Origin of the sequence: Dinghuibacter silviterrae (assembly GCF_004366355.1) — a bacterium.
Taxonomy (GTDB): domain Bacteria; phylum Bacteroidota; class Bacteroidia; order Chitinophagales; family Chitinophagaceae; genus Dinghuibacter; species Dinghuibacter silviterrae.
In genome coordinates this window covers 346,560-371,187 of the sequence record NZ_SODV01000002.1, presented here as the reverse complement: position 1 = coordinate 371,187, position 24,628 = coordinate 346,560, and the positions used below count along the sequence as shown (strand labels likewise).

27 protein-coding genes are annotated in these 24,628 nt (G+C 49.5%); 11 read left to right on the top strand and 16 right to left on the bottom strand.

Translation table 11 applies throughout. From position 1 onward, the window contains the following. Positions 1-26: 26 nt before the first annotated feature. The 5 genes from EDB95_RS18690 to EDB95_RS18670 are packed head-to-tail and all read right to left on the bottom strand — an operon-like array spanning position 27 to position 2,742. Complete coding sequence (locus EDB95_RS18690) at positions 27-494, bottom strand: DUF4252 domain-containing protein (RefSeq protein ID WP_133995794.1); 468 nt, start codon at positions 492-494, stop codon at positions 27-29. Continuing rightward, positions 491-1,012 carry a DUF4252 domain-containing protein gene (locus tag EDB95_RS18685; RefSeq protein WP_133995792.1) on the bottom strand — a complete coding sequence of 174 codons (522 nt, stop codon included), beginning with the start codon at positions 1,010-1,012 and terminating at the stop codon, positions 491-493. Before EDB95_RS18685 ends, EDB95_RS18690 begins: the two co-directional genes overlap by 4 nt. A gap of 2 nt (positions 1,013-1,014) precedes the next feature. Beyond that, positions 1,015-1,563 carry a hypothetical protein gene (locus EDB95_RS18680; protein ID WP_133995790.1) on the bottom strand — a complete coding sequence of 183 codons (549 nt, stop codon included), beginning with the start codon at positions 1,561-1,563 and terminating at the stop codon, positions 1,015-1,017. Beyond that, positions 1,545-2,060, bottom strand: a complete 516-nt coding sequence (locus EDB95_RS18675; protein ID WP_133995788.1) for an RNA polymerase sigma factor — start codon at positions 2,058-2,060, stop codon at positions 1,545-1,547. The genes EDB95_RS18680 and EDB95_RS18675 overlap by 19 nt, the downstream gene beginning before the upstream one ends. A gap of 55 nt (positions 2,061-2,115) precedes the next feature. After that, the gene (locus tag EDB95_RS18670) at positions 2,116-2,742 is read right to left on the bottom strand and encodes a hypothetical protein (protein WP_133995786.1); all 627 of its coding nucleotides are present in this window, start codon (positions 2,740-2,742) and stop codon (positions 2,116-2,118) included. 40 nt (positions 2,743-2,782) lie between these two features. On the opposite strand from EDB95_RS18670, the gene EDB95_RS18665 reads away from it, so the two are divergent. Both EDB95_RS18665 and EDB95_RS18660 read left to right on the top strand, forming a co-directional pair. Continuing rightward, positions 2,783-3,181 (top strand): helix-turn-helix domain-containing protein, encoded by a 399-nt coding sequence (locus tag EDB95_RS18665; RefSeq protein WP_133995784.1) that lies wholly within the window; start codon positions 2,783-2,785, stop codon positions 3,179-3,181. Positions 3,182-3,247: 66 nt separating this feature from the next. Then, on the top strand, positions 3,248-4,009 hold the full coding sequence (locus EDB95_RS18660; protein WP_133995782.1) for an SDR family NAD(P)-dependent oxidoreductase: 762 nt from the start codon (positions 3,248-3,250) through the stop codon (positions 4,007-4,009). Between the two features lie 121 nt (positions 4,010-4,130). Here EDB95_RS18660 and EDB95_RS18655 read toward each other — a convergent pair whose 3' ends face one another. Beyond that, the gene (locus EDB95_RS18655; RefSeq protein WP_133995780.1) at positions 4,131-4,847 is read right to left on the bottom strand and encodes a hypothetical protein; all 717 of its coding nucleotides are present in this window, start codon (positions 4,845-4,847) and stop codon (positions 4,131-4,133) included. 233 nt (positions 4,848-5,080) lie between these two features. Here EDB95_RS18655 and EDB95_RS18650 point away from each other — a divergent pair, with 233 nt between their 5' ends. Further along, on the top strand, positions 5,081-5,329 hold the full coding sequence (locus tag EDB95_RS18650; protein ID WP_133995778.1) for a hypothetical protein: 249 nt from the start codon (positions 5,081-5,083) through the stop codon (positions 5,327-5,329). A 2-nt stretch (positions 5,330-5,331) separates the two neighbouring features. Here EDB95_RS18650 and EDB95_RS18645 read toward each other — a convergent pair whose 3' ends face one another. Genes EDB95_RS18645 through EDB95_RS18630 form a run of 4 tightly spaced genes read right to left on the bottom strand, consistent with a single transcriptional unit; the run spans position 5,332 to position 7,066 of the window. Further along, positions 5,332-5,907, bottom strand: a complete 576-nt coding sequence (locus EDB95_RS18645) for a YdeI/OmpD-associated family protein (protein ID WP_133995776.1) — start codon at positions 5,905-5,907, stop codon at positions 5,332-5,334. Then, positions 5,904-6,275 (bottom strand): DoxX family protein, encoded by a 372-nt coding sequence (locus tag EDB95_RS18640; RefSeq protein WP_133995774.1) that lies wholly within the window; start codon positions 6,273-6,275, stop codon positions 5,904-5,906. Before EDB95_RS18640 ends, EDB95_RS18645 begins: the two co-directional genes overlap by 4 nt. 4 nt (positions 6,276-6,279) lie before the next feature. Continuing rightward, positions 6,280-6,750, bottom strand: coding sequence for an SRPBCC domain-containing protein (locus EDB95_RS18635; RefSeq protein ID WP_133995772.1), 471 nt, complete (start codon positions 6,748-6,750; stop codon positions 6,280-6,282). Between the two features lies 1 nt (position 6,751). Further along, positions 6,752-7,066, bottom strand: a complete 315-nt coding sequence (locus EDB95_RS18630) for a metalloregulator ArsR/SmtB family transcription factor (RefSeq protein WP_133995770.1) — start codon at positions 7,064-7,066, stop codon at positions 6,752-6,754. Between the two features lie 290 nt (positions 7,067-7,356). Here EDB95_RS18630 and EDB95_RS18625 point away from each other — a divergent pair, with 290 nt between their 5' ends. Beyond that, positions 7,357-7,614, top strand: coding sequence for a hypothetical protein (locus tag EDB95_RS18625; protein ID WP_133995768.1), 258 nt, complete (start codon positions 7,357-7,359; stop codon positions 7,612-7,614). Then, the gene (locus EDB95_RS18620) at positions 7,604-7,897 is read left to right on the top strand and encodes a type II toxin-antitoxin system RelE/ParE family toxin (RefSeq protein ID WP_133995766.1); all 294 of its coding nucleotides are present in this window, start codon (positions 7,604-7,606) and stop codon (positions 7,895-7,897) included. Before EDB95_RS18625 ends, EDB95_RS18620 begins: the two co-directional genes overlap by 11 nt. A gap of 6 nt (positions 7,898-7,903) precedes the next feature. Here EDB95_RS18620 and EDB95_RS18615 read toward each other — a convergent pair whose 3' ends face one another. Genes EDB95_RS18615 through EDB95_RS18600 form a run of 4 tightly spaced genes read right to left on the bottom strand, consistent with a single transcriptional unit; the run spans position 7,904 to position 13,605 of the window. Beyond that, a complete protein-coding gene (locus EDB95_RS18615; protein WP_133995764.1) occupies positions 7,904-9,040 on the bottom strand; it encodes a site-specific DNA-methyltransferase in 1,137 nt (378 codons plus the stop codon). Beyond that, positions 9,037-10,407, bottom strand: coding sequence for a DNA double-strand break repair nuclease NurA (locus EDB95_RS18610; protein ID WP_133995762.1), 1,371 nt, complete (start codon positions 10,405-10,407; stop codon positions 9,037-9,039). The genes EDB95_RS18615 and EDB95_RS18610 overlap by 4 nt, the downstream gene beginning before the upstream one ends. A gap of 14 nt (positions 10,408-10,421) precedes the next feature. Next, positions 10,422-12,635 (bottom strand): helicase HerA domain-containing protein, encoded by a 2,214-nt coding sequence (locus EDB95_RS18605; protein ID WP_133995760.1) that lies wholly within the window; start codon positions 12,633-12,635, stop codon positions 10,422-10,424. Then, positions 12,625-13,605 carry a PIN-like domain-containing protein gene (locus EDB95_RS18600; RefSeq protein WP_133995758.1) on the bottom strand — a complete coding sequence of 327 codons (981 nt, stop codon included), beginning with the start codon at positions 13,603-13,605 and terminating at the stop codon, positions 12,625-12,627. Before EDB95_RS18600 ends, EDB95_RS18605 begins: the two co-directional genes overlap by 11 nt. 508 nt (positions 13,606-14,113) lie before the next feature. On the opposite strand from EDB95_RS18600, the gene EDB95_RS18595 reads away from it, so the two are divergent. Genes EDB95_RS18595 through EDB95_RS18580 form a run of 4 tightly spaced genes read left to right on the top strand, consistent with a single transcriptional unit; the run spans position 14,114 to position 17,542 of the window. Beyond that, positions 14,114-14,710: a TlpA family protein disulfide reductase gene (locus tag EDB95_RS18595; RefSeq protein ID WP_133995756.1), complete on the top strand. Its 597-nt coding sequence runs from the start codon at positions 14,114-14,116 to the stop codon at positions 14,708-14,710. 6 nt (positions 14,711-14,716) lie between these two features. Beyond that, a complete protein-coding gene (locus tag EDB95_RS18590; protein ID WP_133995754.1) occupies positions 14,717-16,051 on the top strand; it encodes a sensor histidine kinase in 1,335 nt (444 codons plus the stop codon). Next, positions 16,041-16,433, top strand: coding sequence for a response regulator (locus EDB95_RS18585; RefSeq protein ID WP_133995752.1), 393 nt, complete (start codon positions 16,041-16,043; stop codon positions 16,431-16,433). Before EDB95_RS18590 ends, EDB95_RS18585 begins: the two co-directional genes overlap by 11 nt. Before the next feature lie 20 nt (positions 16,434-16,453). After that, positions 16,454-17,542: a serine hydrolase domain-containing protein gene (locus EDB95_RS18580; RefSeq protein WP_133995750.1), complete on the top strand. Its 1,089-nt coding sequence runs from the start codon at positions 16,454-16,456 to the stop codon at positions 17,540-17,542. Here the strand turns inward: EDB95_RS18580 and EDB95_RS18575 are convergent. Together EDB95_RS18575 and EDB95_RS18570 are read right to left on the bottom strand one after the other, a co-directional pair. Next, positions 17,539-18,894 (bottom strand): beta-1,3-glucanase family protein, encoded by a 1,356-nt coding sequence (locus tag EDB95_RS18575; protein ID WP_133995748.1) that lies wholly within the window; start codon positions 18,892-18,894, stop codon positions 17,539-17,541. The two genes, EDB95_RS18580 and EDB95_RS18575, sit on opposite strands and share 4 nt — an antisense overlap. A 48-nt stretch (positions 18,895-18,942) precedes the next feature. After that, a complete protein-coding gene (locus EDB95_RS18570) occupies positions 18,943-21,588 on the bottom strand; it encodes an ROK family protein (RefSeq protein WP_133995746.1) in 2,646 nt (881 codons plus the stop codon). Between the two features lie 72 nt (positions 21,589-21,660). On the opposite strand from EDB95_RS18570, the gene EDB95_RS18565 reads away from it, so the two are divergent. After that, positions 21,661-24,225: a M1 family metallopeptidase gene (locus tag EDB95_RS18565; protein WP_162852681.1), complete on the top strand. Its 2,565-nt coding sequence runs from the start codon at positions 21,661-21,663 to the stop codon at positions 24,223-24,225. Between the two features lie 6 nt (positions 24,226-24,231). After that, complete coding sequence (locus EDB95_RS18560; protein WP_133995744.1) at positions 24,232-24,618, top strand: BlaI/MecI/CopY family transcriptional regulator; 387 nt, start codon at positions 24,232-24,234, stop codon at positions 24,616-24,618. Positions 24,619-24,628 lie beyond the last annotated feature (10 nt).

Genomic DNA, 24,628 nt, shown 5'->3' with positions numbered 1-24,628 from the left:
ATAGCAAATTCCGGCCGTTTTTCCAATTACTGCACGGACCCGCGGATGGCGTCCAGGTCCTTCTCGGTGAAGCGCCCTTCTACCTCGGCGAAAATGAGGCCGTCGTCGTCACCCCGGACAAATAAGACAAGATCCCGGTGATCACCCGCGAGGTCCTTGCACAACAATTGACCGCCTTTGGTGCCTTTGTGGACGGTGATCAACTCGTCGTAGTGGTCCTGCTGCAGCCGTTTGAACAGATCCCGGATATCTTCGGCCGCCGATGGCACTTTTTTGGCGTCTAAAATAAACAACCGGAACTTGGATACCTTGTCTTTCCACGCGTTGTTTTGCGTGTCGGAAAACCCGACGGACATCAGGAGAGAAGGATTGATGGAGATTTGGGTGGTCAGTGCGTCGTTGGACTTGTACTTGTCGTAAAAACGGTCCAGATCCCTTTGTTGACCACAGGCGGTAAGGCTTGCCAGCAAGGCCGGCAGAAGAAAAATTTTCATGGCTTTTTTGCGTCTTTTAGGTGACTTAATCCCTGGATCTTCATGTCAGAGGAGAGCTTGGAGAGGGCGTCCAGGTCGATGTCCCCGACAAAGCTCAGGAGTGTGAAGTCTTTGCCATCCACCGAGATCATGAGCAGCTCGTGGATGACCTTGCCGTCTTCCCGGACCAGGAATCGCGTGTTGTCTTCCTTGTCCCTGACGGTGATGAGTTCTTCGTACTGACTCCTGTCTATTTTCGCCAGCGCCTCCTTGTAAAAGGTCATAGGGGTGGTTTCCGTGCTCAGGATCCGGAGGCTTTGGAGCTTTTGCACGGCCTGACGGATATTGGGGGAGACCGTGTCCCAGTTCACGCTGGAGAGCAGCCGGAACATTTTGGGGCTGACGGACACGACCGTAAACCGGTCGTCGTCGATGTATTTGCCAAAGAATTTACCGATGGCGTCGTCCTGGGCAAAGACAGCCGAGCCCATCAGGAGGGCGAGCGCGAGCAGGCCACCCTTTCGAATCATCCGTTTCATAACTAGTTTTTAAATGCTAGACGATAGTTTGTTGACAACCGGCCCATGCGGGACGCGGTGATTTCTGTTCCTTTATTCATCCGGGCGGACACCGTGCGTAAGGCATTTTGCACGGCAGCCAGGGCCTGGGCGGGGTCGTCATAGGTGTCGGTAACAGTGGCTTCCGCGGCGCGCTCTTCCGCGGCGCGCGTTTCCGGCGGACCCGCTTCTTGTACGCGGGGCACAAGGTTGATCGCCAGACACACCACCAACACAGCCGCCACGCCATACAACCAGCCCTGCCGGTACAGGTTCCGCACCCGGCCGGAAGCCCCCCGGGACGGTCCTCCGATCACCCTGGACGGCGCGCCGATCAGGTCGAGCACCCGCTCCTGCAGATGCGCCGGGGCCGAAGGCACCTCCCCGAAAAAGCCAAACACCGGTATGTACATTTCCAGCTCCGGGGCCACTTCCCCGCCGGTAAAATATTCCTGGAGTGTTTGTTCCTCTTCCAGGCTGGTCTCCGCCTGCCAGTACTTGTCCAGCAGGTTCCTTATATATGTGTGCTCCATGACAGGTCCTCCTTTAGTATAACGTTCTTTACGGCGTTTCTTGCCCGGTGCAGACAAACTTTAACTTGATCCAAACTCATGCCCAGGGTCGTGGCGATTTCCTGGTAACTCAGGCCTTCCACTTCCCGGAGTTGTATCACCAGGGCGTGTTTTTCCGGAAGGGCCTCCATACAGGCCTGGAGACGGTCCCGGAGTTCCCGGTCCTGGGTACGCTCCATGGGGTTGCGGTCGGTGCTGGCCAGGTGCCCCGCGGCGTCAGGATCCTTGTACACCTTTTTATTCCTCAACCGCTCCAGACACAGGTTCCGCATGGAGGTCATGCAATACGCCTCCAGGTTTTCCCACCGGTCCCACTCCCCTCTTTTGCCCCAAATCTTCAGCAGCAGGTCCTGGACGGCGTCTTCCGCCTCCTCCGCATTCTGCAGCAAACGGAAGGCAAACCGGAAGAGTTTGTCCGTCATGGGCAAAATGCGGTGGTGAAAGACTTCCAGGGACATTACAAAAGGGATGACGGTAAAATGGGGAAAATGTTACAGCAACCCGGGGAGAAAATTAATCCCCCTCCCAAACCCGGTGCGCCGAGCCCTTGAACCGGTAGATCGTCCAGCCGCCGGCCTCCGCCTGTCTGAACAGGATCGACCGCAGATCCCTGGGCAACAGGATCTTCCACCACGTGGCCCGTCCATAGTCCCGGACCACGCCCGCCCTGGCCAGGATCTCGTAGGTTGCAGACGCGCAACGCATCCCCGCCGTCGCATAGTCGTAGGGGGTATGGTGCAGGTACCTCCGGGCCACGCTGTCGATCATCCGCTTCTGCTCCCGGGTCACCGGTATGACAAAAACGACGCGTTTCAGGTCGGCCTCCACATAATTGTGGGGCGGGAACGTCTCCCACATTCCGTGGAGCGTCCTGATCTCGAAGGTCGAACTGAATTTTTTATGGGGGAAAAAATGACATGGATATTCGGTAGACCGGAAGCTCAGCACACTGTCCCTCCCGATCTCCATCCCTACGTGTCCGCCGTACATGCCGCCAAACCACTTGCGTTCGGTCTTCTCGTAGGCTTTTGCGGGTTTGGAGCCGTAGATGAAAAGGACACGGACGGAGTCGGGGGCGCCGCCACTCCCGCGTGCGGCGGCCCAGGTCATGGCAAACAGCAGGAAGGCGATCCATTTCATACAGCCTGGAAATTACAAAAATCCGATATTTGTATGACCTATGGCCACCCTCAAAATACGCCCACGCCCCCACGAGATCACGGAATCTTTCCTACAGGAGCTTGACAAGCACCTCGCCGATATCGTGGAAGGTCGCAGGCAGGACATGTTCGAGATCCGTGACTTCGCCGCGATCCTGCACATCCACCCCACCCACCTGACCAATACCGTTAAGCAAATCACCGGCCGGACCCCTTGCGACTTTTTTGAAGACCGCATCCTCGAACGGGCCAAAAACCTGTTGGCCGGCACCGACCTCCCCATTAACGAGGTCGCCACCCTCCTGACCTACGACCCCTCCAACTTCACCAAATTCTTCAAACGCTTCTCCGGGCAGACGCCCAAGCAATACCGGGAAGAGGTCCGGGCGACCCCGGCGCGGCGCGTACTCACCATTTAATCTGAAACAGTCACCATTTTTGGAACCCGGGCCTGGTCTACTTTTGTATCGTAAAAAACAACAGATATGGTACAAAACAATATCGCCCTGGTCACCGGCGGCAGCCGTGGTCTTGGCAAAGACATGGTCCTCCGCCTGGCCGAAAAAGGCATCGACATTATCCTTACCTACCGCACCCAAAAAGACGAGGCGCTGGCCGTTGTTGCAGCAGTAGAGAAACTCGGCCGCAAAGCCGTGGCGCTTCCCCTGGACGTCAGCAATGCCTCCGGCTTCGAGGCCTTCTTTTCTTCCGTGGCCACGGCCTTAAGGGCCACCTGGGGCGCAGAGAAATTCCAGTTCCTGGTCAACAATGCCGGCATCGGCATCCACGCAGCTTTCGCGGACACCACCGAAGCGCAGTTCGATGAACTCGTCAACATCCAGTTCAAGGGGCCGTTTTTCCTTACCCAGCGCGCGCTACCGTACATCGCCGACGGCGGCGGTATCGTCAACATTTCTTCCGGTCTGGCGCGGTTTTCCTTCCCCGGGTATGCGGCGTACGCGTCCATGAAAGGCGCCATGGAAACCCTCACCCGCTACCAGGCTAAAGAGCTTGGTGCCCGTAAGATCCGCGTCAACATCGTTGCACCCGGTGCCATAGAAACGGATTTTGGCGGCGGTGTCGTCCGGGACAATGCCCAGGTCAATGCACAGATTGCCTCCGTCACCGCGCTGGGCCGCGTCGGCTTACCCGAAGACATCGGTGGGGTCGTGGCTTTTCTTTGCACCGACCCTGCCCGCTGGATCAATGCGCAGCGGATCGAAGTTTCCGGAGGAATGATGTTGTAAGGTCCCAATCCCCCTTGCCGGCATGCCAAAGAGCCCTCAATGGTTCTGTCAGGCCGGTGGGTGGGGTTGGGTTTAGCAGAGAGGTTTTAAATTGATCGAGGGTCATAGGTAAAGTGTTGGCCTATAGAGGCGGATTGGCCACCCAGGAGCCCTTTTGTACATAGCCTTCTTTAATCCAGGCATCGGCACCATAAGTCTCCGCCCCAAGCGTTTGTATGTTAAAATCGATTTGGTAGGTGAAGAGGGCATGGAAAATCCGGTTACCGGGCTCATCTTCATCCATATACCAGACCCGCAGTCCCTCGATAGCCGTTGTGCAGATCCGGTAGGGCACGAATCTATATCCCTTGAACCGGTCTTCCACGATGTCACAAAGTTTCCGGAAGGAATCCTCATATTCATGTTGCGGCGACACCACCATGTAATTGGTGCTGCGCACCGGATGCCTTTCCCCGGTTTGGATCTCGTTCCTGTCGATACCAATGACCGTATAAAAAGGGCCCAGGATGCTCACGAAACACTGAAGCTCCCTTATACGGGTAATGTTCTCCAACACTTTCCTTTCCAGCTCCACGGCAATGCTATAACAAGGTGCCTGCCCATACGTCCTGCCAAAAACCGGTTTACCCAAACCCAGCGTGACTTCGTTTACGAAAGGCGCCCAACGTGCTTCACACCGGTCGGCATTGACGATCTCTGATTCCCATAGGGCAACCGCCTCTTTAAAACCGGCGTAATCTTTATACAGGCTTCCCCGCGGTATACCCAAGGGATAAAACCGCTTGATGCAGTCATATACAGGCCAGAAATCGAATTTGTCAGGATGGAAGGAAAACATGGTACATGAATATAGCTAAAACTTCACCCGCACCGCTTTCGCCCTCGAAGAGTTTTTTCCACAATCCATTACTTCAACAATGTTAACCCCGTATACATTGCAAAAAAACAATTTTATTCCTTTAAGCATTGCTTGGTAATTTTCGACTATAAGCCGCCCCGTGTATGATTGAAATTCTAGGTCTTGGGTTCCTTGTATTGCTCTGTGCCACTGTACTTTTCTCGGTATTTTTCGTGAAACACCGCACCTCCAAACTGGACAAGGCGTATCACGAGGCGCTCCATGCGGAAAGCGTAGAGGATTTCGCGCGCGCTACCCAGTTGTACGAGTCCATTCTTGAAAAATACAGCGGCGTCCTCGACGAAAAGATCCGCCACCAGATCAAAAGCAGGATCAACACCATGCGCTACCAACAGGAATATTCAAAACGATTTGAAGAACGGCCGGCGCCCGTTAAGCGGCAGTCATCGCTTCGGTCATAAGATCAGTCCTCGTTGAGGCCTTTCCCATGAAGAATTTGCTGGACACATTTTTCCACCCTCGATTCCCGGGTTTTCGCTTGTTTGGGTTGGGAAAAATAAAAAACATAGGCCCTCTGCCGTCCGGGCGTCAGTGCGGAAAAAGCCTTTTTTAAGGCAGGCGTCTTGTCCAGTTTGTGTTGAAATTCTTCGGGTATGTTGGGTTCCTTTGTTACGGGCGCCTTTACATCGGCTTCCTCCACTTCGACGGCCTGATAAATATAGGTTTTCAAGACATCCTTTATCGCTGCAATTTCCCGGACACTGTTCACCCGGATCTGGCGCCCGACCACCGTATTCTCCCCGGTTTTTTGAAGGATCCCATGGGTATCGCTTAAGGCGTAGCCCTTGAGGAACAGGAGCGCGCAGTATTCTTTAAAACCCTGGATGACGACTATATTTTTACCCTGATACGCATAGCAAGGTTTGCCCCACTTCAGCTCCTCGGTCAGCCCGCAGTCAAGGACGATCGTCCTCAACGCCGCCATTTCTTTTTGCCACTGGGTGGCTCTGTCCAGATATGCGTCAACTTTGGGGTTCATGCCATAGCGATTTTTCTATCCAAAGGTCGGAAATACCACGATACCAAGGTAAGTACCAGCAACAATAGGGCCGGAAGAAGGTCCTTGACGGGGTCCCCGTCCGCGATATGGGAAAATATCGCCCCCGTCATGATAAAGAAAAAGCCCGCATACGCCCATTCTTTGAGGAGCGGGAATTTGGGGATAAGGATGGCGACAACGCCCAATATTTTCCAAACCCCGATAATGGTCAGCGCAAAAACCGGGTAGCCCAAATGGGTAATGTAATCCGCCTCCGGTTTCCACTTTAAAACCTGCACGCTCCCCGTGGCCACCATGCCCAAAGACAGCCAAAGGGTGGCAATCCAATAGATGATCTTGTTTCTCATTGGTTTATTTTTTTAAGTTACCAGCAATCGCCTGTATCCGGTCATGCGCCCAATTGATCCCCTGCGTCATCCCCATTTGTACGACCTGGTCTCTTTGCGTTACCGACTCGTAGATGACGTGCATATGCAGTTTGCTCGTATCATCCGTCAGCCGTTCAAACGCATAGATTTCCAATTGGACACCCAAGGGCACATTCGCCATTTCGAATGTCCGGATGATCTTATGGTTCGGTATAAATTCGTGGATCACCCCATCCGCCTTAAACAAAACGTTTCCTTTGTCGTCGGTTTTCAGGTATTGATAGCTGCCGTGCTTTTCGCTCTCCAGCTTTATGACCTGCGTGCCCATCCACTGCTCGACAAGTTCGGCCTCGGCATGCGCCCTAAAAAGCAAGGCTACCGGCAAATCGAATTCCCGGGTAATCACCATTTCCTGTTTGCCGTCTTCGGCAACGATTTTAGTTTTTTGTTCCATATTATTTATATTTTTTCATGACAGATTCCAATTTGTTAAAACGGTCATCCCACATCTTGCGGAATGGCTCGATAAAGTCCGCTACTTCTTTCATTTTGCGTGCATTTAGGTGATAATAAATCTCCCGGCCGTTCTGCTCCTGTTGCAGCAGCTCGCACTCCGTGAGTATTTGCAGGTGTTTGGAAACCGTCGGTCTCGCCGTATCGAAGTTCGCGGCAATCGCCCCCGCCGTCATCGAATGCGACGCCACCAACAAAAGTATTGCCCTCCTCGTCGGGTCTGCTATGGCTTGAAATACATCTCGTCTCAGGTTCATTGCGAAGCTATTTGACTACAAATATATGTGAAGTTATTTGGCTACGCAAGTTTTTTGGAGGATTTTTTAATTTCCATTGTATTTTTTTCTAAAACCCAGGACTTGCGCCATTCATCATTTACTGATGCAAGCCGCAAGAAAGATTATAACGGCCACAAAAGATCCGATCCTATTTCATTGATAATCAATAGAACGAATTAGCAAGAATATTCGTAATTTTCTGGAATAATCCTTGGATTACTACTCTTGGAGCAGGAGTCAAATAAGGGTAGATTTGTAAAAATTTATGTATGGCATCAGTTCCGGGACTTGACGCAGAATTCATGCAATACTGGCTTAGGCTTTCCTCCGGCCAGAAAGAATCCTTGTTAAATGTTGCCAAAAACTTCGTCGGTCTGAGGGATCGGGACAAAACCACCGTAACAGATCTCCGAAAAGAGATTATCCAGGAGGAAAGAGAAAAATACCTTCGAGGAGAGGGCCAGTCTTTTAGCTGGGAAGAAGTAAAGAATTTGGCGCGTCATAAAGACCAAAGGAATGCATTTTAAACTGGAGATCAGGCCACTGGCAGCAATAGAAATTTGGGAAGCCTTTGATTGGTACGAATTGCAAAGGGATGGTCTTGGAGCCGAGTTCATAGACGAGCTGGATGCTTTCTATACCAGCTTACTCCGTAATCCAACTTCCTATAGTTACTATGACAAACCAGTACGTCAAGGAAAAATGAGCAGATTTCCTTATGTCGTCGTTTTCGAAATTATTGATGATTCGATCATAGTATATAGTGTTTTTATGACTAGTCAAGATCCAGGAAAAAAGAGATCTGGATAACAAAAGCTAAATCATATTTCCCCTTTTTTTGCTCAGAATAATATCTATTTCTCCCCCCTCCTTTGATGAATTACCGTGCAATTCTGTTTGAGTACGCCTCTTGAAAGGATTGTCTACAAGCTTATATCGATATTCCGGAAAATGTTTTTTCAATACTCCCATCGTTGATTCAAAGGTAAATTCACGTCTGTCCGTCCGGACATAAATTGTACTCTCATTATCCATAATTTTCGAGCAACTACCAAAAACAGAATCTAAAAGATTGTAATAGTCTTCTTTTGAAACAAATCTCCCTTTATGTTTCTCCCCGATCGCTTTGGGGCGTTCAGGGCCACCTAATAACCAAAGGCGAAGCCATTGATCTGCATAATAGTCTGTAAGCGAACAATAGGGAGGTGATGTAAATAAAAGAGAAAACTTGATCCCTGTTTCTTTTGATCTTTCAACTATCTTTCTTAGTTCAATAGTACTGTCACCAAATACAATTTCGCTGTCGAAAATGCAAGGCTTTCCTTTTTCGTATCTCCATTCAATCTTCTTTTTAATAAATTCAACCGGATTAATTTCTGGTGCACTTTTGAAACCGTTTTCCAACCACCATCTCACTGAATATTCCATTCCCATGGACTTTGTCATTCTCATCTGGTTTGATAGACCTTCTCCCAGCTTACCATGAAGATATACCAATATAATGGACATCAGTGTTGCATCCACACTATCGGTTTGCCATTTCAAAAGACTGCGCGCCGCTAGCAAAAACTTTAACACTTCGTTACTATAGCACATTCTATAAAAAATCGGCATTTTGCTTACACTCCGGTTATAAAAATTTCGCCTGCTGTATATCTGATATAGCCGTTCAATGACACACTCTTTGTCCGCCGGAGACAGCTTTACAGTTCCGTAAAGCCACCCTACAGGATTAATTTCAATTCCAAGACTATGCCTACCCAAAACACCCCCAGCATACACACTTGAACACCTTCCAGCAAAGGGGTCAATAATAAAATCACCCCTCTTGGAATATTTAGAAACGACTTCAAACGCAAAATCAAGCGGAAACATAGCATAATAAGGTCCAAATCGCGCCCATCTTGCCTCCGGTGATTGAAAGCCAGTGGTAACATCCTTAAGCTCTATCATGATGCGTTTGATTGTTCTTTAATTTGGCGGGCAATATCCTCAAAAACGGATTTTCCCAAATTTAGGGGAATTGCCGCTTCGGCATGAGCAGCGGCCAAAGGGGTAATGGAGTTCTCATAACGGCTAGAGACCAATTTATCCAATAATACAAGCACGTCCGAAAGTCTCGGGAACTGTGCTGGGAAAGCAGTATCCGTATTGGATTGGTAATTACTAAAGGTAGCTACGGAGGAGACCACCCGATATCCACCCTTTGTTTTATAAAAAAATTTCCTTCCGAACGACGTGTCGTTTAAATATACAAAATGGGGATTCTCATTATATACAATATGCTCTTTTATATAGCTATTGGTTAATAGAAAAGCACTTTGGTTGGGAAAATTGTTGTCAGTACCATCTTTTTTTGTGTCAATGTCCATAAAATGCTTTACAAAATTACCAGTTCGCTCTATTCCTAAAATAATCAAATCCGCACCGAATTCCGCCCTAACCTTATCATTCACGCGTTCCAATTCTTTGCGGATAGGCCTGGCCAGCCATGAAGCCGTACTAAAGACAGCCAAGGGCCCCTCCATAAAAAAGACCATCTCACGTAACAATGAAAAATACTTCGGGTGTTGTTCAAAAGTCCTCAAAATATGAATTAGCTGAAGTTTTTTAAATGTTTCTTTGATCTGCCCATACATTTCCCCACTAGTCCCAGAATTATTCAGCAGCTCATGAAGTCTCAGTGCATCTGTGGAATAAAGTTTTCCACCGCATGACTTACAAAGATATTCCCCCTCGGAAAATTCATAATCGGCCTCACATTCGTCATAAGGACACTTCGGTGCCCGCCCACCTTTGGGTCGCTCACGAAGTAAGGTATGATATGTATCCAGCAGCGATTCCGAATCTTTGAAAATATGACACTTATAAAGTTCTTTGTACAAGATCTTCCTCATGGAAGACGTGGCCGACTGCTCACCTTGAAGAACAACATTGCACCCAACAAATAAGCTATCAATGGAAGAAGTTTTCTCAGTCTCACGAAATTTCTTGGGATCTATAAATTCTTCCTTTTCAAGCTCTCTAACTTTATTCAATAGTATTGCCACGGTAGAAACTGTGATATACCCTATTTCAGCACCGGGATAACCATTTTCAATAATTGACTTGCTATAGTCGCCATCGATCGCAATAAGTACCTTGGATTTTATATCAGAAACATCAAGCTCGTCCAAATGCACAGTTTCCTCACTCCAGTTAGTCTCCTTTATAGACGACTTGATACGAATCTCCGCTTGCATCGCCTGAATCTTTGAATCAGATAACAACCTCCTAAGCGGCTCATATGCTTGCCCGCCGATAAAATTGCCTTCACTCATATATATTGATATTTCTACCCATTAATGTCAAATTTGTCGACCTGGACCGGAATGACAAACATATTACTTAATGTCTTTACTCTTAGAAACCCCTTGTCTTGGGCCCTTCTAATAGACGGCTCGAAATCTTCAAAATCATAATATTTGCACAGCTCCTTTGTTTCATCCGCATTATTTAAATGACTTATAAACCAATTTGCAGTGTTCTTTAGAATATTCTTTTGGACACTACTCACTTCTTGTGTCGCGTAGACCATCCCGATATGGTACTTCGATCCTTCCTTCGCAGTTCTAACCCAAACATCGGAAAGGTCCAAATCATTCCCTGCCGGCAAAATATTGTGAGCCTCCTCGATATATACCAAAATTTCCGGTATTTTATTTATCCCATTCCTAAACACATCCTGGTTCCCTTTAAAGATGTGCCACATGATCCTTGTAGCCGATGATTTATTTAGCTCTGGTTCTCCGCTTGACTGATCGACAATAACCAATTTACCTTTTACCAAGTCATCATATATATCTTTCGCATAGTCGGTTCCAATAGATGTTGTATGCTGAACGCTAACACCCCCTATCAGATTGATGGCTTTAGACCAAATAAACATTTCCAATAAACTTTCCAATTCCACCTCAGCCCAACCCTCGCCCGTCCCTTCTGATTCTACACTTTGATTACTATTTATGTACTCTTGGTTGAATGTGTTAAAGTCCGCCGTTGACAAGAAAAGGAAAAGGCCTTCGAACGCGGGCGAAAGGGCATCCCAACTAACTTCCTTTAACCCAAGAGTATGGGCGGCGGCATTTATAACCGTCTGCTTCTTTTGTGCTTTTTTATCCACATAAGCCCCCATAACTTCTCTTAATCTCTTACTAAATACTCCGTCTATTGTAACGGTCCGTTTCGGAGGCGCAAACCCAGCTTTACAAAGTAAGGCTCTATAGACCAATACTCTTCTGTTATACCGTTTAAGCTGGCCCCGATACTCTCCTTCATTTTCGTATTGGCTTTCTTCCGGCTTAAGAAAAACAACTTGTTTAAAATTTCTAAAATATTGGGCTGTTTGGTCGATTATCTTGAAATCAATAATTTCTTTGCCTATTTGCAAATTATCATCGGCGTGAAAGTTCAGTTTCATTAATCTTCTAAAAGGATCCCTTGGATGCTCCAAAAGGCCATAGGTTACAACCTCATTCTCCGCAATGGACTTAATTTGACTCTTTATCTTCGCCCTTAGTTGTTCATCGCCTTTCGCAGCCAAATATTGATTTTTCAAATCATCCGATTCCTTTCTGATTTTAGGGTCTTGCCTCCAAATGTTTTTAAGTGCGTTAGGATTTCCTCTTTCGTCCTTGTCTTGGGCATTTTCATTAGCATACTCACCATTGGGGTCAAAAATAATTTGACCAATACGCAATGGGGCATCACTAACGCTTTGTGGTAATCTCAATTCAAAAACAGACTTTGCGATTATTTTTGTGGTATTTGACTTCCCTGTTCTCGTCATGCCAAATAGTGCAGACTTTTGAGAAAGAAGGTCTGCAGGATATATATAAACAGGCACGTCATCTATTTTTTGATATTTTCTATTCGTAGAGGCATACCTAACAGAACCTAATTTTACCCTTTCCTGACTGCCGTATAGTTCGATATGTGTTTGAATAGTAGCCGGATCACAATAATTAACAATTTCTTCAAGGGCTTCGGCGTTGGGCTTATAGATCTTGAACCCTTTATTGGAATAATAGTTAGAAATATCGCTTCCAAATTTCAACTTAAGTCCTGGCCTCAACCCCGATTCATCCTCCTCTAGGAAAAAAGTTCCTATAATCCGACATGAAATACCAGCATAACTAAAAATGTGTCTTGTCTTTACATCCATTGTCTCATCTCCATCCCATTGCTTATCGGCCTCGCCGCTAATCCTTTGGGCAGTCTCAATCCGCACCTTTTCAGCCTCTCGGTCTTGTGGAATTTGAGCCGCATCCATTACCCGGAGGAGAATAACAGATGCGTCCTCTTCCTTAAAATCAATGTCTTCATCCGGATTAATCCTTGTCGCAATAAGAAAACTCAAGCTGGGTATTCCCCCAACTTTATGTCTAAAAAAATCATGAACCAGAACTTTCCCCTCTTCATAGTTGATAGAGTATAAATCCCCCACCAGCTGCTCCTTCTGAATTAATTTTGAAAATATGGATTTCGCTTCATCCTTATTAGTTTCCATAAGCCTTATCAGTTTTTTCCTCGACTACGGCGTTTATTGCCTTTTCAAAACTGGTTTCCTCTTGATTTTCATCGACGGATATTTCTAGTTCATCGGCCAATCTTGCCTTTCGCATTTCCCGTATAGCATCACTATCGGTATCCTGTTTAAGGTTTTTACCTGCCATTTCAAAGAACACATCCGCCTGATAGATATTGATCCTCTTTCCAGTAATATCTTGAAATTCTTTAATCAATTCTGGTCTCGGACTTATCGTCTTTCCCTTAAATTTATACCACCAATCTTCCTTTAAGTCGTCTGTAATCAAAATGATGGAGTGGTGGACCGTCTTCGCTTTTTCAATTATTTGCTTCCAGACCAACAAATCCCCAAACAAAGACTTTTCCGGTTCATTCTTCTTATTCCGAAAGTCCATATATCCCGGTGGCACGTTTTCTTCATACCGCTTTCTGCCTTCCTTATACACTTTTTCAAGGTTCTCCTTTGTAAAATCGTCTCCAACCTTAGAATCGAGTAATGTCGTCAGCTTATCCAAAATAGGGTCCTCTGTTAAATAATCTGGGTGATTCCGCTCAAGCTTATCCAAATCTTTTTGAATGGAATGAAAGGCGGATTCTATCTGATGCTTTAATTCACCCGCCGGCAAATAAGGATGTTTTTTAAAGCTGTTTAATTTGGCTTCAATCTCACCCTTCTTTTTTTCTAAAGTATCACGTATGTCTTTATAGGCCTCCTTTTGGGCGTTTATGACTATGAGTCGATTCTTTTGATACTCATATGCGGCTTGATAAGAAATCCAAATCCGGTCTTTTATTTTTTCGAGGAGATTGAAAAAGGCATTTCTTGTCTTGGGGGAATATCGATACAAATTCAGTAACACATTGGCATCAAAACTGAAGATATCCTGTTGCCAATGCTCTTTTATGGTATTTTCATCAATCTTGTAGTATTCACTAAACTTATCCCTCATAGCCTTAATTGGATGATTTATAGGCACTTTTATGAAGCGTAGGCAATAATGACCAAGTTACTTACCTTTTTAGAAAAATATATCCGTATAAAAACGGATATAGGCTATTGAAAACATAGTATGTCCAAGCCAAAGATTCCTATAAAACATTAACAATCAACATAATAATAATTTCTAGTAATATATATCATTATTTTTTTGCGGACCGGACGGACTCGAACCCGCGACCTTCGCCGTGACAGCGCGGTGTTCTGACCAACTGAACTACTTATGATGATCGATAATAAGACGCAATAGCGCCCATCAATCATCGAAACGATCCCAATATGCAGGCGATTCATTTTTTCAATTAGGCAGGACCCCTTGCCCACGTATAAACGAAAGCTATAGATGGCGGTAACCTCAGGCACAAGCCCAGAATTGCCAATAACACCCCGATAAATCAGTAAAATTCCTTATATTTACCATATCCAACACGTGTTACATTGACACCTTATCCTATTGGCTCATGAAAAAGGCACTGATTGTACTCTGGCTGCTGATTATTTTCGGCTGCATAGGTTACATTTTCTGGTACACCGACTGGAAATACAGCCTCCCCACACCCGTTCCAAAAGACTATCACGCCGTCGCGGCAGGAGCGTATGTTGCGCTGGACGGGAAGTTGCGGGTGGCCCACGACAAGCCGGTATTCATTCATTTTTTTAACCCGGATTGTCCCTGTTCGCGCTTTAATATCCCCTACTTCAAATCGCTTGAAAAAAAATACCGGGACAAGATCGCCTTTGCCATTGTTGTCTTGAACAACCGGGCGTATACGGCCGGGCAGATACAAGACAAGTTTGATATGGACATCCCGGTGTCCTTCGATTCCAGCATAGCGGCGGCTTGCGGCGTTTATTCGACGCCCCAGGCGGTTCTCCTGGATGCGGACCGGCATTTATACTATAGAGGCAATTATAACAAGAGCCGGTACTGTACGGATACAAGGACGAACTTCGCCCAGATGGCCATCGATTCCTTATTTCATAATTCCTATAGGCCGGTCTTCAGCGCTTATGCACTGAAGGCGTACGGCTGCCAATTACCCGCCTGTACCCAATAATCGTATATGTTACCCCTGCAAACAACCTACCAATCGCTACACGATGATTACCTGTCGGAGATAAAGCGCAAATCGGACAGGCTGATGAATTATTTCCTGGTCAGTTTCTTTATAGCCGGTTTGTTGCTTGCGTTTTTTTATGACACCTGGACCATTGCCATCGGCGTAGGAGGATTATCCTTGCTTGCTTACTATTCTACAAAACTTCTTTTACCCAAGTCGGACGCCTGCCAATACGTTGCCAGCTTAGTGCTGGGTATTTTCATGGCCCAATACATTTACCAGATGCACGGGCTTTTCGAGATGCATTTTATCGCCTTTATCGGGAGCGCCATATTGATCACGTATCAGAACTGGAAATTGCAGATCCCGCTTGCCGTACTGGTCATCGTGCATCATGCCACCTTCGGTTATCTCCAGTATTTGGGATACGACAAGATCTATTTTACCCAGTTGGATTACATGACCCTGCAAACCTTTCTGATACATGGTTTCCTGGCAACCGTCGTTTTCTTTATCTGCGGCCTGTGGGCCTATCAGTTGAAGATACTGAACGAACGCCAGATTGTGCAGACCTTTGAAATGGGTCGGTTGCAGGAAGAGCAATTACAGAGAAAAGCGCTGCTGCAGTCGAATGAAGAACTGAAGAAATCCAACAAAGAGCTGGACAGTTTTGTGTACAGTGTATCCCATGACCTCCGGGCACCGCTCACCTCTATGCTGGGGGTGGTCAATCTTTGTGAAACGGGGACGCTTGACCCGTTTATTCTGAAAAACGTAGGCTTTATCAAGAGCAGCATCAAGAAATTGGATGGTTTTATCATGGATATTCTGGACTATTCCAGGAACGCCAGGCTGGAAGTGGATCGTCATGAAATACATTTCCAAGACCTGTTGGCGGACATTTCAAATAACCTGAAATTCATAGGCGCCGAGGAACAAAGGAAAGTCAATATCAGAACGAAGATTAAAAACGGTATCCCCTTTTATACCGATAAGGGCCGCTTAACGATGATCCTCAATAATCTGGTTTCGAACAGCATGCGGTACCAGGACCCCCAGACTCCCGATCCTTTCGTGGAGGTCCGCGTGCATATAACCGAAAGTGCCGCGGAAATTTCGGTCCTGGACAACGGGATTGGCATTAAAGAAGAGCACCAGGAAAAAGTTTTCAATATGTTTTACCGCGTTTCCAGTAAATCGATCGGCTCAGGGCTTGGTTTATACATCGTCAAGGAAGCGGTCGATAAACTGAATGGCACGATCGAACTCAAGTCCCAGATTGGTAAAGGGACCGAATTTAGCATTTGCCTGCCTAACATGACTTCACATGGACTATAAATTCAAAAAAGTATTAGTCGTAGACGATAACGAAATCGACCTCTACATCGCGGAAGTAGTGATGAAAAACTACGGATTCGCCGAGGATGTGGTTTGCGTAAGCTCTGCCAGGGAAGCACTGGAATACCTCAGGCCTTTACAGGACAATCCGGAGGAACTCCCGCATTATATTTTCCTTGACATCAATATGCCCGAAATGTCCGGCTTTGACTTCCTGGACGAATACCAGCATCTGCCCGAAAATATCAGGAAAAGGTGTATCGTCATGATGCTCACGACCTCCATGGATAGGGAAGACCGGATACGGGCGGAAAGCAATCAGTTTGTACAGAAGTTTTTGAACAAGCCGTTGGATAAGGAGAAGCTTTCCCAGTGCGTATAGTTTTGCTATCTTAGTAGGATATGAAACGATTCTCTGCCGCCGTCGTCGTATGCGTCCTGCTGTCTGTAAGCGCCTTTGCCCAACTCCCCCGCTCCACGCCCGAAAGCCAGGGGGTATCTTCCAAAGCTATCCTTGATTTCCTGCAAGCCGCAGGCCGGAGCGCCAACGAATTCCACAGCTTTATGCTCCTGCGCCACGGCCACGTCGTCGCCGAAGGCTGGTGGAAGCCGTATGCAGACAGTTTGCTACATCCCCTTTATTCCGTCAGCAAAAGCTTTACCTCCACCGCCATCGGGCTGGCGGTGGCCGAAGGACGGCTGCACGTGACCGACAAGGTCGTGTCTTTCTTTCCCAACGATCTGCCCGCCGATGTTCCAGAGGACCTGTCCGCGTTGACCGTCAAAGACCTGCTCACCATGCAGGTCGGTCAGGACCCGGACCCCACGGGCCCCGTCACTTCCGGCGACACCAACTGGGTCAAGGCTTTTTTCCGCCTGCCCCTCGTCAATAAACCCGGTACCACCTTCCTGTACAATTCCCTTGGCGTCTATATCCTGTCCGCGATCGTCCAGAAGGTCACCGGCGAAAAGATGATCGACTACCTCCGTCCCCGCTTGTTCGAGCCGCTGGGCATCACGGGTGAAAACTGGGCAACCAGCCCCCAACACATCAATACGGGCGGCTGGGGCCTTAGTCTGAAAACGGAGGACATGGCCCGGTTCGGTCAGCTCTACCTACAGGGCGGTCAATGGAACGGTCGCCAGATCGTTCCGCGTGCCTGGGTCACCGAAGCCACCACTTCCTATAACGACCGCGGCCCTTCCTGGTCCTGGCCCACGCCCCGCGACTCCAGCGACTGGCAGCAGGGCTATGGCTACCTTTTTTGGCGATGCCGGCACGGTGCCTTCCGGGCGGATGGCGCCATGGGGCAGTACATCATCGTGATGCCTGCCCAGGATGCCGTTGTCGCCATCACCTGTCAGACAAAGGACATGCAGGATGAGATTAATCTGGTATGGCGGTATTTGCTCCCCGCTTTCCACGACGGCCCATTGCCCGCCGACGATGCCGCCGTTAAAGCATTGCACCAAGTGGAGGCGTCGCTCTAGTTATTGGGAACCGGTCCAAAATACAAGGTGCAATACGCCGGGTTATCCCCCACGATTGTCGAAGACTGGCCCGCGTCATCGTCATAGGAAAACGCATATTGCAACCTATTGTACGACACGCCCGGTGCATGCCAGAAGGCCGCATAATAATTGAAAGGGTCTGTTTTGTAGAAAGTCGACACGTCGTCCGGATATTGGATCTGTCCTGTCGCGGCATCGGTCATGATGCTGTGCCGGTTTAAGGCAGCCACAAAGGCCACACGCAGGGAATTATCCAGCTCGTGACCCGGTGTTCCATTCAAAGAAGAATTATTAAAGGCCCCTGTACCGGCATTTCCACCTAAAACGTCCGATGTCGTCGGTTTGACAGGCAGCGTTCCCCCCTGTGCCCCTTGGGTGAAATGGAAAACATTATTGCTGTCCACCCTTCCCCGGATCACCAGGCTTGTATCCGTACTGCCCACATTGTTGCTGCCTAAAATCATCACCAGGTCCTTGCTTTTATAATTCTGCCAGATGCTATCGATATAGGTTTGAAAATGCTGGTAAGAAACCGATGCAGTCCCCAAAATCCCCGGGTTGACGATGTCTTGAAAAAAGGCCCGGTAGCAGGAATCATAGTCCGCCGGCTTGTTAAAATTCAGAAAAGCCTGGAGGGTATTCTTATGGGTCATGAGTTCCCCCGCCCTTTGTATGGTTCCCGCCGTTCCCTGGAGCGCGTTGAGTTCAAAGCCCATGGAAATGGCGTATTCATCGACCCTGGAGGTATTGGCAAAGACCCGCGCGCCGCCGCCGGTGGAATAATAAGTGAATTCCATAAAATCAAAGACGGTTCCATAGTTGGAGTCGGTGGGACGGGTGCTCTTTACCGGAGCAGCCAGGCTGGTGCCTCCGGGGTTTATATAATAATTGAGGGGCTTTCCGATCGACAACAGGATCCGCCCGCTCTGAATAAAGGGCAACGGGATGGATCGATGACCGGTGGCCGGATCAAGCGGCATATCGGACATTTTTGTCCCGATAACGATATACTTGCTGCCGTCCGTTGGATTGTTTGGATTAACCACCTGGGGCAGGGCGCTGAGATTGTTCAGGAGAACCGTCTTCCCCGTCTTCAAATCGATGTAGGCGCTTTGGGAATTCGTCCCCGTCGTTGCTCCGATGACACCTACATACAACTGGTCATCGTTGTAGTCAGCCGGGTCGGAATTCACGATCTCCAGGTGAACGCCTCCGTTTGCATAATCATTGTAATTGATCGGGCCGGTGGATGTTGTTTTACTGTTATGTTTTGAACAGCCGGCCAGGATGACCATGAGGGATAAGGCAGCAAGAATGGCTTTGGTTTTCATAAAATTGGATAGATACCTCCATTCGGCAAATATGATGCCACATGCCGCTTATTTGATAAATGCCTTCACCACTTTTATCGGGGCATCTCCTTCCGCCTGAAGCATATAACTTCCGGCTGCCGCAGGGAGGACAAAGGTTTCCGCAAAATGGAAGCGTTTCTTTTCTCCCATGGGAGTCCATACCCAAAGGGCGTTTCCTTCGACCAGCATCAGGACGTGGCACTGGTTGCCGGTGGTTATCGTGATCTCTTTGCAGAACTCCAGTCGATGCACATCATAGAAGTGATCGGGATGGGTGGGCAGGTGCACCAACCGGTAGTCTTCCCGTTCCTCCAGCACCAAAGGGCGGGACAACAATTCCTGCCGCACCTTGTCTCCTTTCCGTTCGAAGTGTAGGTTTTGGAAGGCGTGGGCAATGTTGATGGGCCGGGGCTTGCCGTCAAGGTCCAACCTCAGCCAGTCGTACATTTTGAACGTGTAGATATAGGGGGTGGCGCTGATCTCCAGGACGAGGTTGTTCTTCCCCGAGCTGTGGATCGTGCCGTTGGGGATCAGGAAAAGGTCGTGCCGGTGGGCGGGGTGCCGTTGGACGTAGCGTTCGATATCGACCTCCGTCCCGGTGTCGTTGCTTGTTTCGAGGACCTCCCTGAAGGACCCGGGGTCGATGTCTTCCTGAAAACCCAGGTACACGCCGGCGTCCGGGGTACAGTCAAGGATATAATAGGTTTCGTCCTGGGTAATCCGTTCTCCGAACTGCTCTTGTATATAGGAAAGCGAAGGATGGCATTGGATGGACAGGTTCCCCCCATCAAACGTGTCCAGGAAGTCGAACCGGATGGGAAATTCGGTCCCGAACCGCTCCGCATCCCGGCCCAGGACGGATGCACTTTCCTGCTCCATGAGCCAGTCGAAGGCAATTTCCAAAAGGTATCCCGCGCTTTCAAAGACGAGCCCGTTTTCAGGCACGATAAGCTCGAAGGACCAGGCATAGTTCACCTCTTCCTGTGGCAGTTCAGGGACGTGCGCCTTTAGCCACTGGCCTCCCCAGGCCCCGGCTTCGAACCAGGGGCGCACCCGTAAAGGTGTGGTCGTCATTTGCCGGAGGCTTTCACGGATGGCCTCACCGGTCGTCCAGGTGATGTCGTCCCTCCATTGCCCGTCGGCAACGACGGCGATCCGGTCTTTGATCCGTGCCCGGTGCCGGTTCAGCACGACCCAGTCCACGAAATAATAGCGCTTGTACTCACCTGGAGTGGACAGTCCAAGGTTGACCGTGCTACCCGCGCGCATCCGGTATTGGATCTCGTTTTTAGGAAGGTCGACGTACACCACGGGCGCGTCCCAGGAAACCAGGGCCGCTCCTATGCCCAGGCAGACCGATAGGTCGTAGCCCTCTTCCTCCGCACGCACCTTGCGGAGGATATCCATTTGATAAAAGTCCTCCAGCGCGAGATGGGTGATCCGGCCCCATACGGAACCCGGTTCTCCCATAAAGGGCGCCGTCATCGCAAGGACATCCTTTTCCGGCTTTTGAAAAGACCTCGTCTCGTACCACGCCACTTTTTTCCCAAGCGCCCGGAAGGCTGCGCCCAGATGGGCTTTGAAGACATCCCAGTCCTGGCCGGCGTATCCGTCGACGAGGACCTTTCTGTGAGAGGCCATCCAGGCGGCCAGGGAATCAAAGCCCCCGGCGATGGTGCCGCCCTCCAGGTGGTGGAAAGGATATAGGTCATACGCGCCGGAGACAGGGGCGTTGGCATGGAACGGAAGCAATGGTTGCAGGGTTTTGCGCCAGGGGGCGACGGTGAGCGCCCTTCCTTGCTGCAGGAGCGCCGCCGCGCCCACCAACGCCGCCCGCTCCATCTGGTCCGAAAGGTGGATGGGTAGGTGTAGACCAGCCTCCAGGGACGGTAGGAAAAGGGGTGCCGCCTTACGGATGCTCCCTCCGATCACCAGGCAGTCGGCATCGAAGTCCCGGATCCAGGGGGCCACGACTTCCGCAAGCTGGCGTCCGAAATCGCCGAAGACCTCCAGGGCATCCCGGTCACCCAGGGCAGCCAGTTCCCGGACATCCGCGACACGCCGGCCGGTCCGGGCAGCGTAAGCTGAGACAAGCCAGCGGGAAGAGACATAGTCCTCGGCGATACCATCCCGGAAGGGAACGGCGTAAAGAAAACCATCGGTGGGTACACCGGGGCCCTCGCTGCAAACCTGCCCGTCCAGGACAAAAGCGCTCCCGAGGCCGGTGCCCAAGGTCAGGGCGATGACGCGGCGGAAGCCGGCGCCTTTCCCGGTGAGGCTTTCGCCTACGCCAAAGCAGGCGGCGTCGTTCCTGAAGACGAAGGGTAGGTCTGTCTCCAACTCGTCTTTCAAGGCCAGGCGGATGTCAAGCCCCATAAGCCGCTCGAATTTGTGCACACCGTCAATAAGAGACACCCCCCGGTCATAATCGAAGGGACCGGGCATGGCGATCCCGATGCCCAGGGGGCAGCATCCCGGGCGCTTTTCCAGGGCAGCCCTGATCGTACCGGCCCATCCCCGGACAACTTCCCGGGGGCTTCCGCCGGGGTCGATGGGGCTGGTACATAACGTGTCTTCGAGTACGGATCCCCGGGTGATGTTCACCCAGGCAGCGGTCACATGAGAACCGCCTATGTCTACGCCAAGCGTTAATTTGTCTGAATGTATGAACATATAAAGGGGCTGAAGGTAAAATAATTATACATAATATTTGAATCGTACGATTTAAATTCTACCTTGTACCTGATGAATAAAATAATCTTATCGCTTTGCCTAAGCGGCGGCTTTTTCACATCTATGGCGCAAAAGTATGATCAGCACAAGGTATTCGACCCTTTGTTTTATAAAGGACAACAAGGGAACGAGTACCGGACCGGTTCCGGTGCGCCGGGTATCAAATACTGGCAAAATCGCGCAGATTATACCTTGAATGCAACCCTGGATACCACCAGGCACCGTCTCAGCGGTACCACGGTGATCAACTATACCAACAACAGTCCGGATGCCCTGGACTTCCTTTGGTTACAGCTTGATCAAAACATCTTTAGGGAAGATTCGCGCAGCGAAGCAACCAGCCCGGTGGAAGGAGGCCGCTTTGATAATAAAACCTTTACCAAGGGCGACGAAATCGAAAGCGTCTATATTACCGGCGACGGGAAATCAGAGAAAGCCGATTATATAGTATCCGATACCCGTATGGAGATCAAGCTGAAAGAAGCCCTGAAAAACTTCGGTGGCCGAATACAGATCAAGATAACGTATGCCTTCGATATACCCGGATATGGCACAGACCGGATGGGCCGTATGGCGGCAAAGGACGGCTGGATCTATGAACTGGCTCAATGGTATCCGCGTATGGAGGTGTATGACGACGTTACGGGCTGGAACGTGATCCCTTACCTGGGAGCATCGGAGTTTTACCTCGAATACGGCGACTTTGATTATACCATCACCGCGCCGTCCGACCTGTTGGTAGTTGGTTCCGGCGAGTTATTGAACCCGGCCGAGGTGCTGACCCCTAAAATCATGGCCCGCCTGGCAACAGCCAGAAGCAGCGATAAGACGATCATGATCAGGGATTCCGCCGATCTGAAAGAACATCCCCTGAAACCCAATCTGACCTGGCACTTCTTCTGCAAAAATGCACGCGACGTGTCTTGGGCGGCATCCAAGGCGTTTTTGTGGGATGCGGCAAGGATCAATTTGCCGGGCGGCAAAAAGGCCCTGGCACAGTCGGTTTACCCCATCGAAAGCAAGGGGCAGGATGCCTGGAGCCGCAGCACCGAATACGTCAAGGGCTGTATCGAGCTTTATTCGCAGGAGTGGTTTGCTTATACCTATCCGGTGGCCACCAACGTGGCCGGTATCGTAGAGGGTATGGAATACCCGGGTATCGTGTTCTGCGGTTGGCCAAGCAAAAGCGACAATTTGTGGGATGTGACCAATCACGAATTCGGCCACAACTGGTTCCCGATGATCGTGGGATCGAACGAGCGTAAATACGCCTGGATGGACGAAGGCTTTAATACCTTCATCAATGGCGTAGATACCAAGGTATTTAATAAGGGGGAGTATGACCAGCCACACGATGCCGAGAAGGATGCCCCTGGTCTTTTTGCGGACAATATGGATGCCATTATGAACGTACCCGATGTGATCCAGCCGGAAAACCTGGGCGGCGCAGCCTATTCGAAACCGGCACTGGGACTGAACATACTGCGTGAAGAGATCCTGGGCAGGGAGCGTTTCGATTTTGCTTTCCGTACGTACATCAAACGCTGGGCTTTTAAACACCCCACCCCATGGGATTTCTTCCACTCCATGGATAATGCGGCGGGCGAAGACCTGAGCTGGTTTTGGAACGAATGGTTCCTGACCACCTGGAAGGATGACCAGGCCGTCAAATCGATCGCCTATAAAGACAATGACCCATCAAAGGGCTCACTGATCACCCTTACGAACAATGAAGAGATGGCACTGCCGGTTACGGTCGAAGTTAAAGAGGAAAACGGCAAAGTATCCCGTAAACAACTGCCCGCCGAAATATGGCAGCGCGGCAATAAATGGATATTGGCCTGTAGAACGACCTCGAAAATCGTTTATGCGACGGTCAATCCCGATCGTACCTTGCCGGACGTAAATCCCGATAACAATGCCCTGAGCGGCATCGCAATGGATTCAAGCGTTACTGCCGGGTCGGTGATCAAATCCTATTTTGATGCCATTGGCGGCGAAGACAGGGTAAAATCGATCAAAGATCTTACCATGACGCTGGTGGATACCTTGCAGGGCATCGTCTTCACAAAGGTAAACCAGTACAAAATGCCGGATAAATTCCTGCAGGAGGTCTCCAGATCCAATACCGTGGTCTCGCACGTCGCTATCAACGCGGATACCCTTACAGTCGTACAACAGGGCAGAACGCAACGCATCACCGGCACGCAGGAAAATGCAGGGGCCAAAGCACGTTACAAATTGTTCCCCGAGCTGAATTTCGGTCAGGCGGGTTACACGATGGAGCTTGACAGTCAGTACCACATCATTGACGGGGCGCTGACCTACCTCATCACGGTAAGCCAGCCAGACGGCCTTAAGGTAAAATATTTCTACGATCGGCAGACGGGCTTCAAGGTCCTTCAATATGCTGACAGGCCTAATTATACGCATTTGGCTTTTAGCGACTACCGCACTAGTGGCACCGGTGTAAAAATCCCCTTTACCCAGCGCGATATTAGAGGGGGTAATACGCTCACTTATAAGGTCACTACCGTCGCCGCAAATACCAACCTTCCGGATGACATTTTTAAATGAGTAAAGATGCATGTACCCTCCAAATCCGAGTTGGAAATACTACAAGTCCTGTGGGACAAAGGCCCCTCCACTGTCCGCGCAGTCAATAGCGAATTGGTGAAGCAAAGAGAAGTGAACTACACGACCACCCTCAAACAAATGCAGCTCATGGCGGATAAGGGTATGCTCAGCCGCGATGAAAGCCAGATGAAACACATCTACAGCGCCACGGTGGATGAACAAAAAATCAAGGCCCGCCTGCTGGATATATTTGTGGACACGACCTATAAAGGTTCGGCCAGCAAACTGGTGCAGCAACTGCTCGGCAACGGAAACACGTCCCCGCAGGAGCTTCGGGAAATAAAAGAAATGATCAAAAAATATGAATCACCCCGAACAGGAAGGGGAAATTGAAATAAAGATT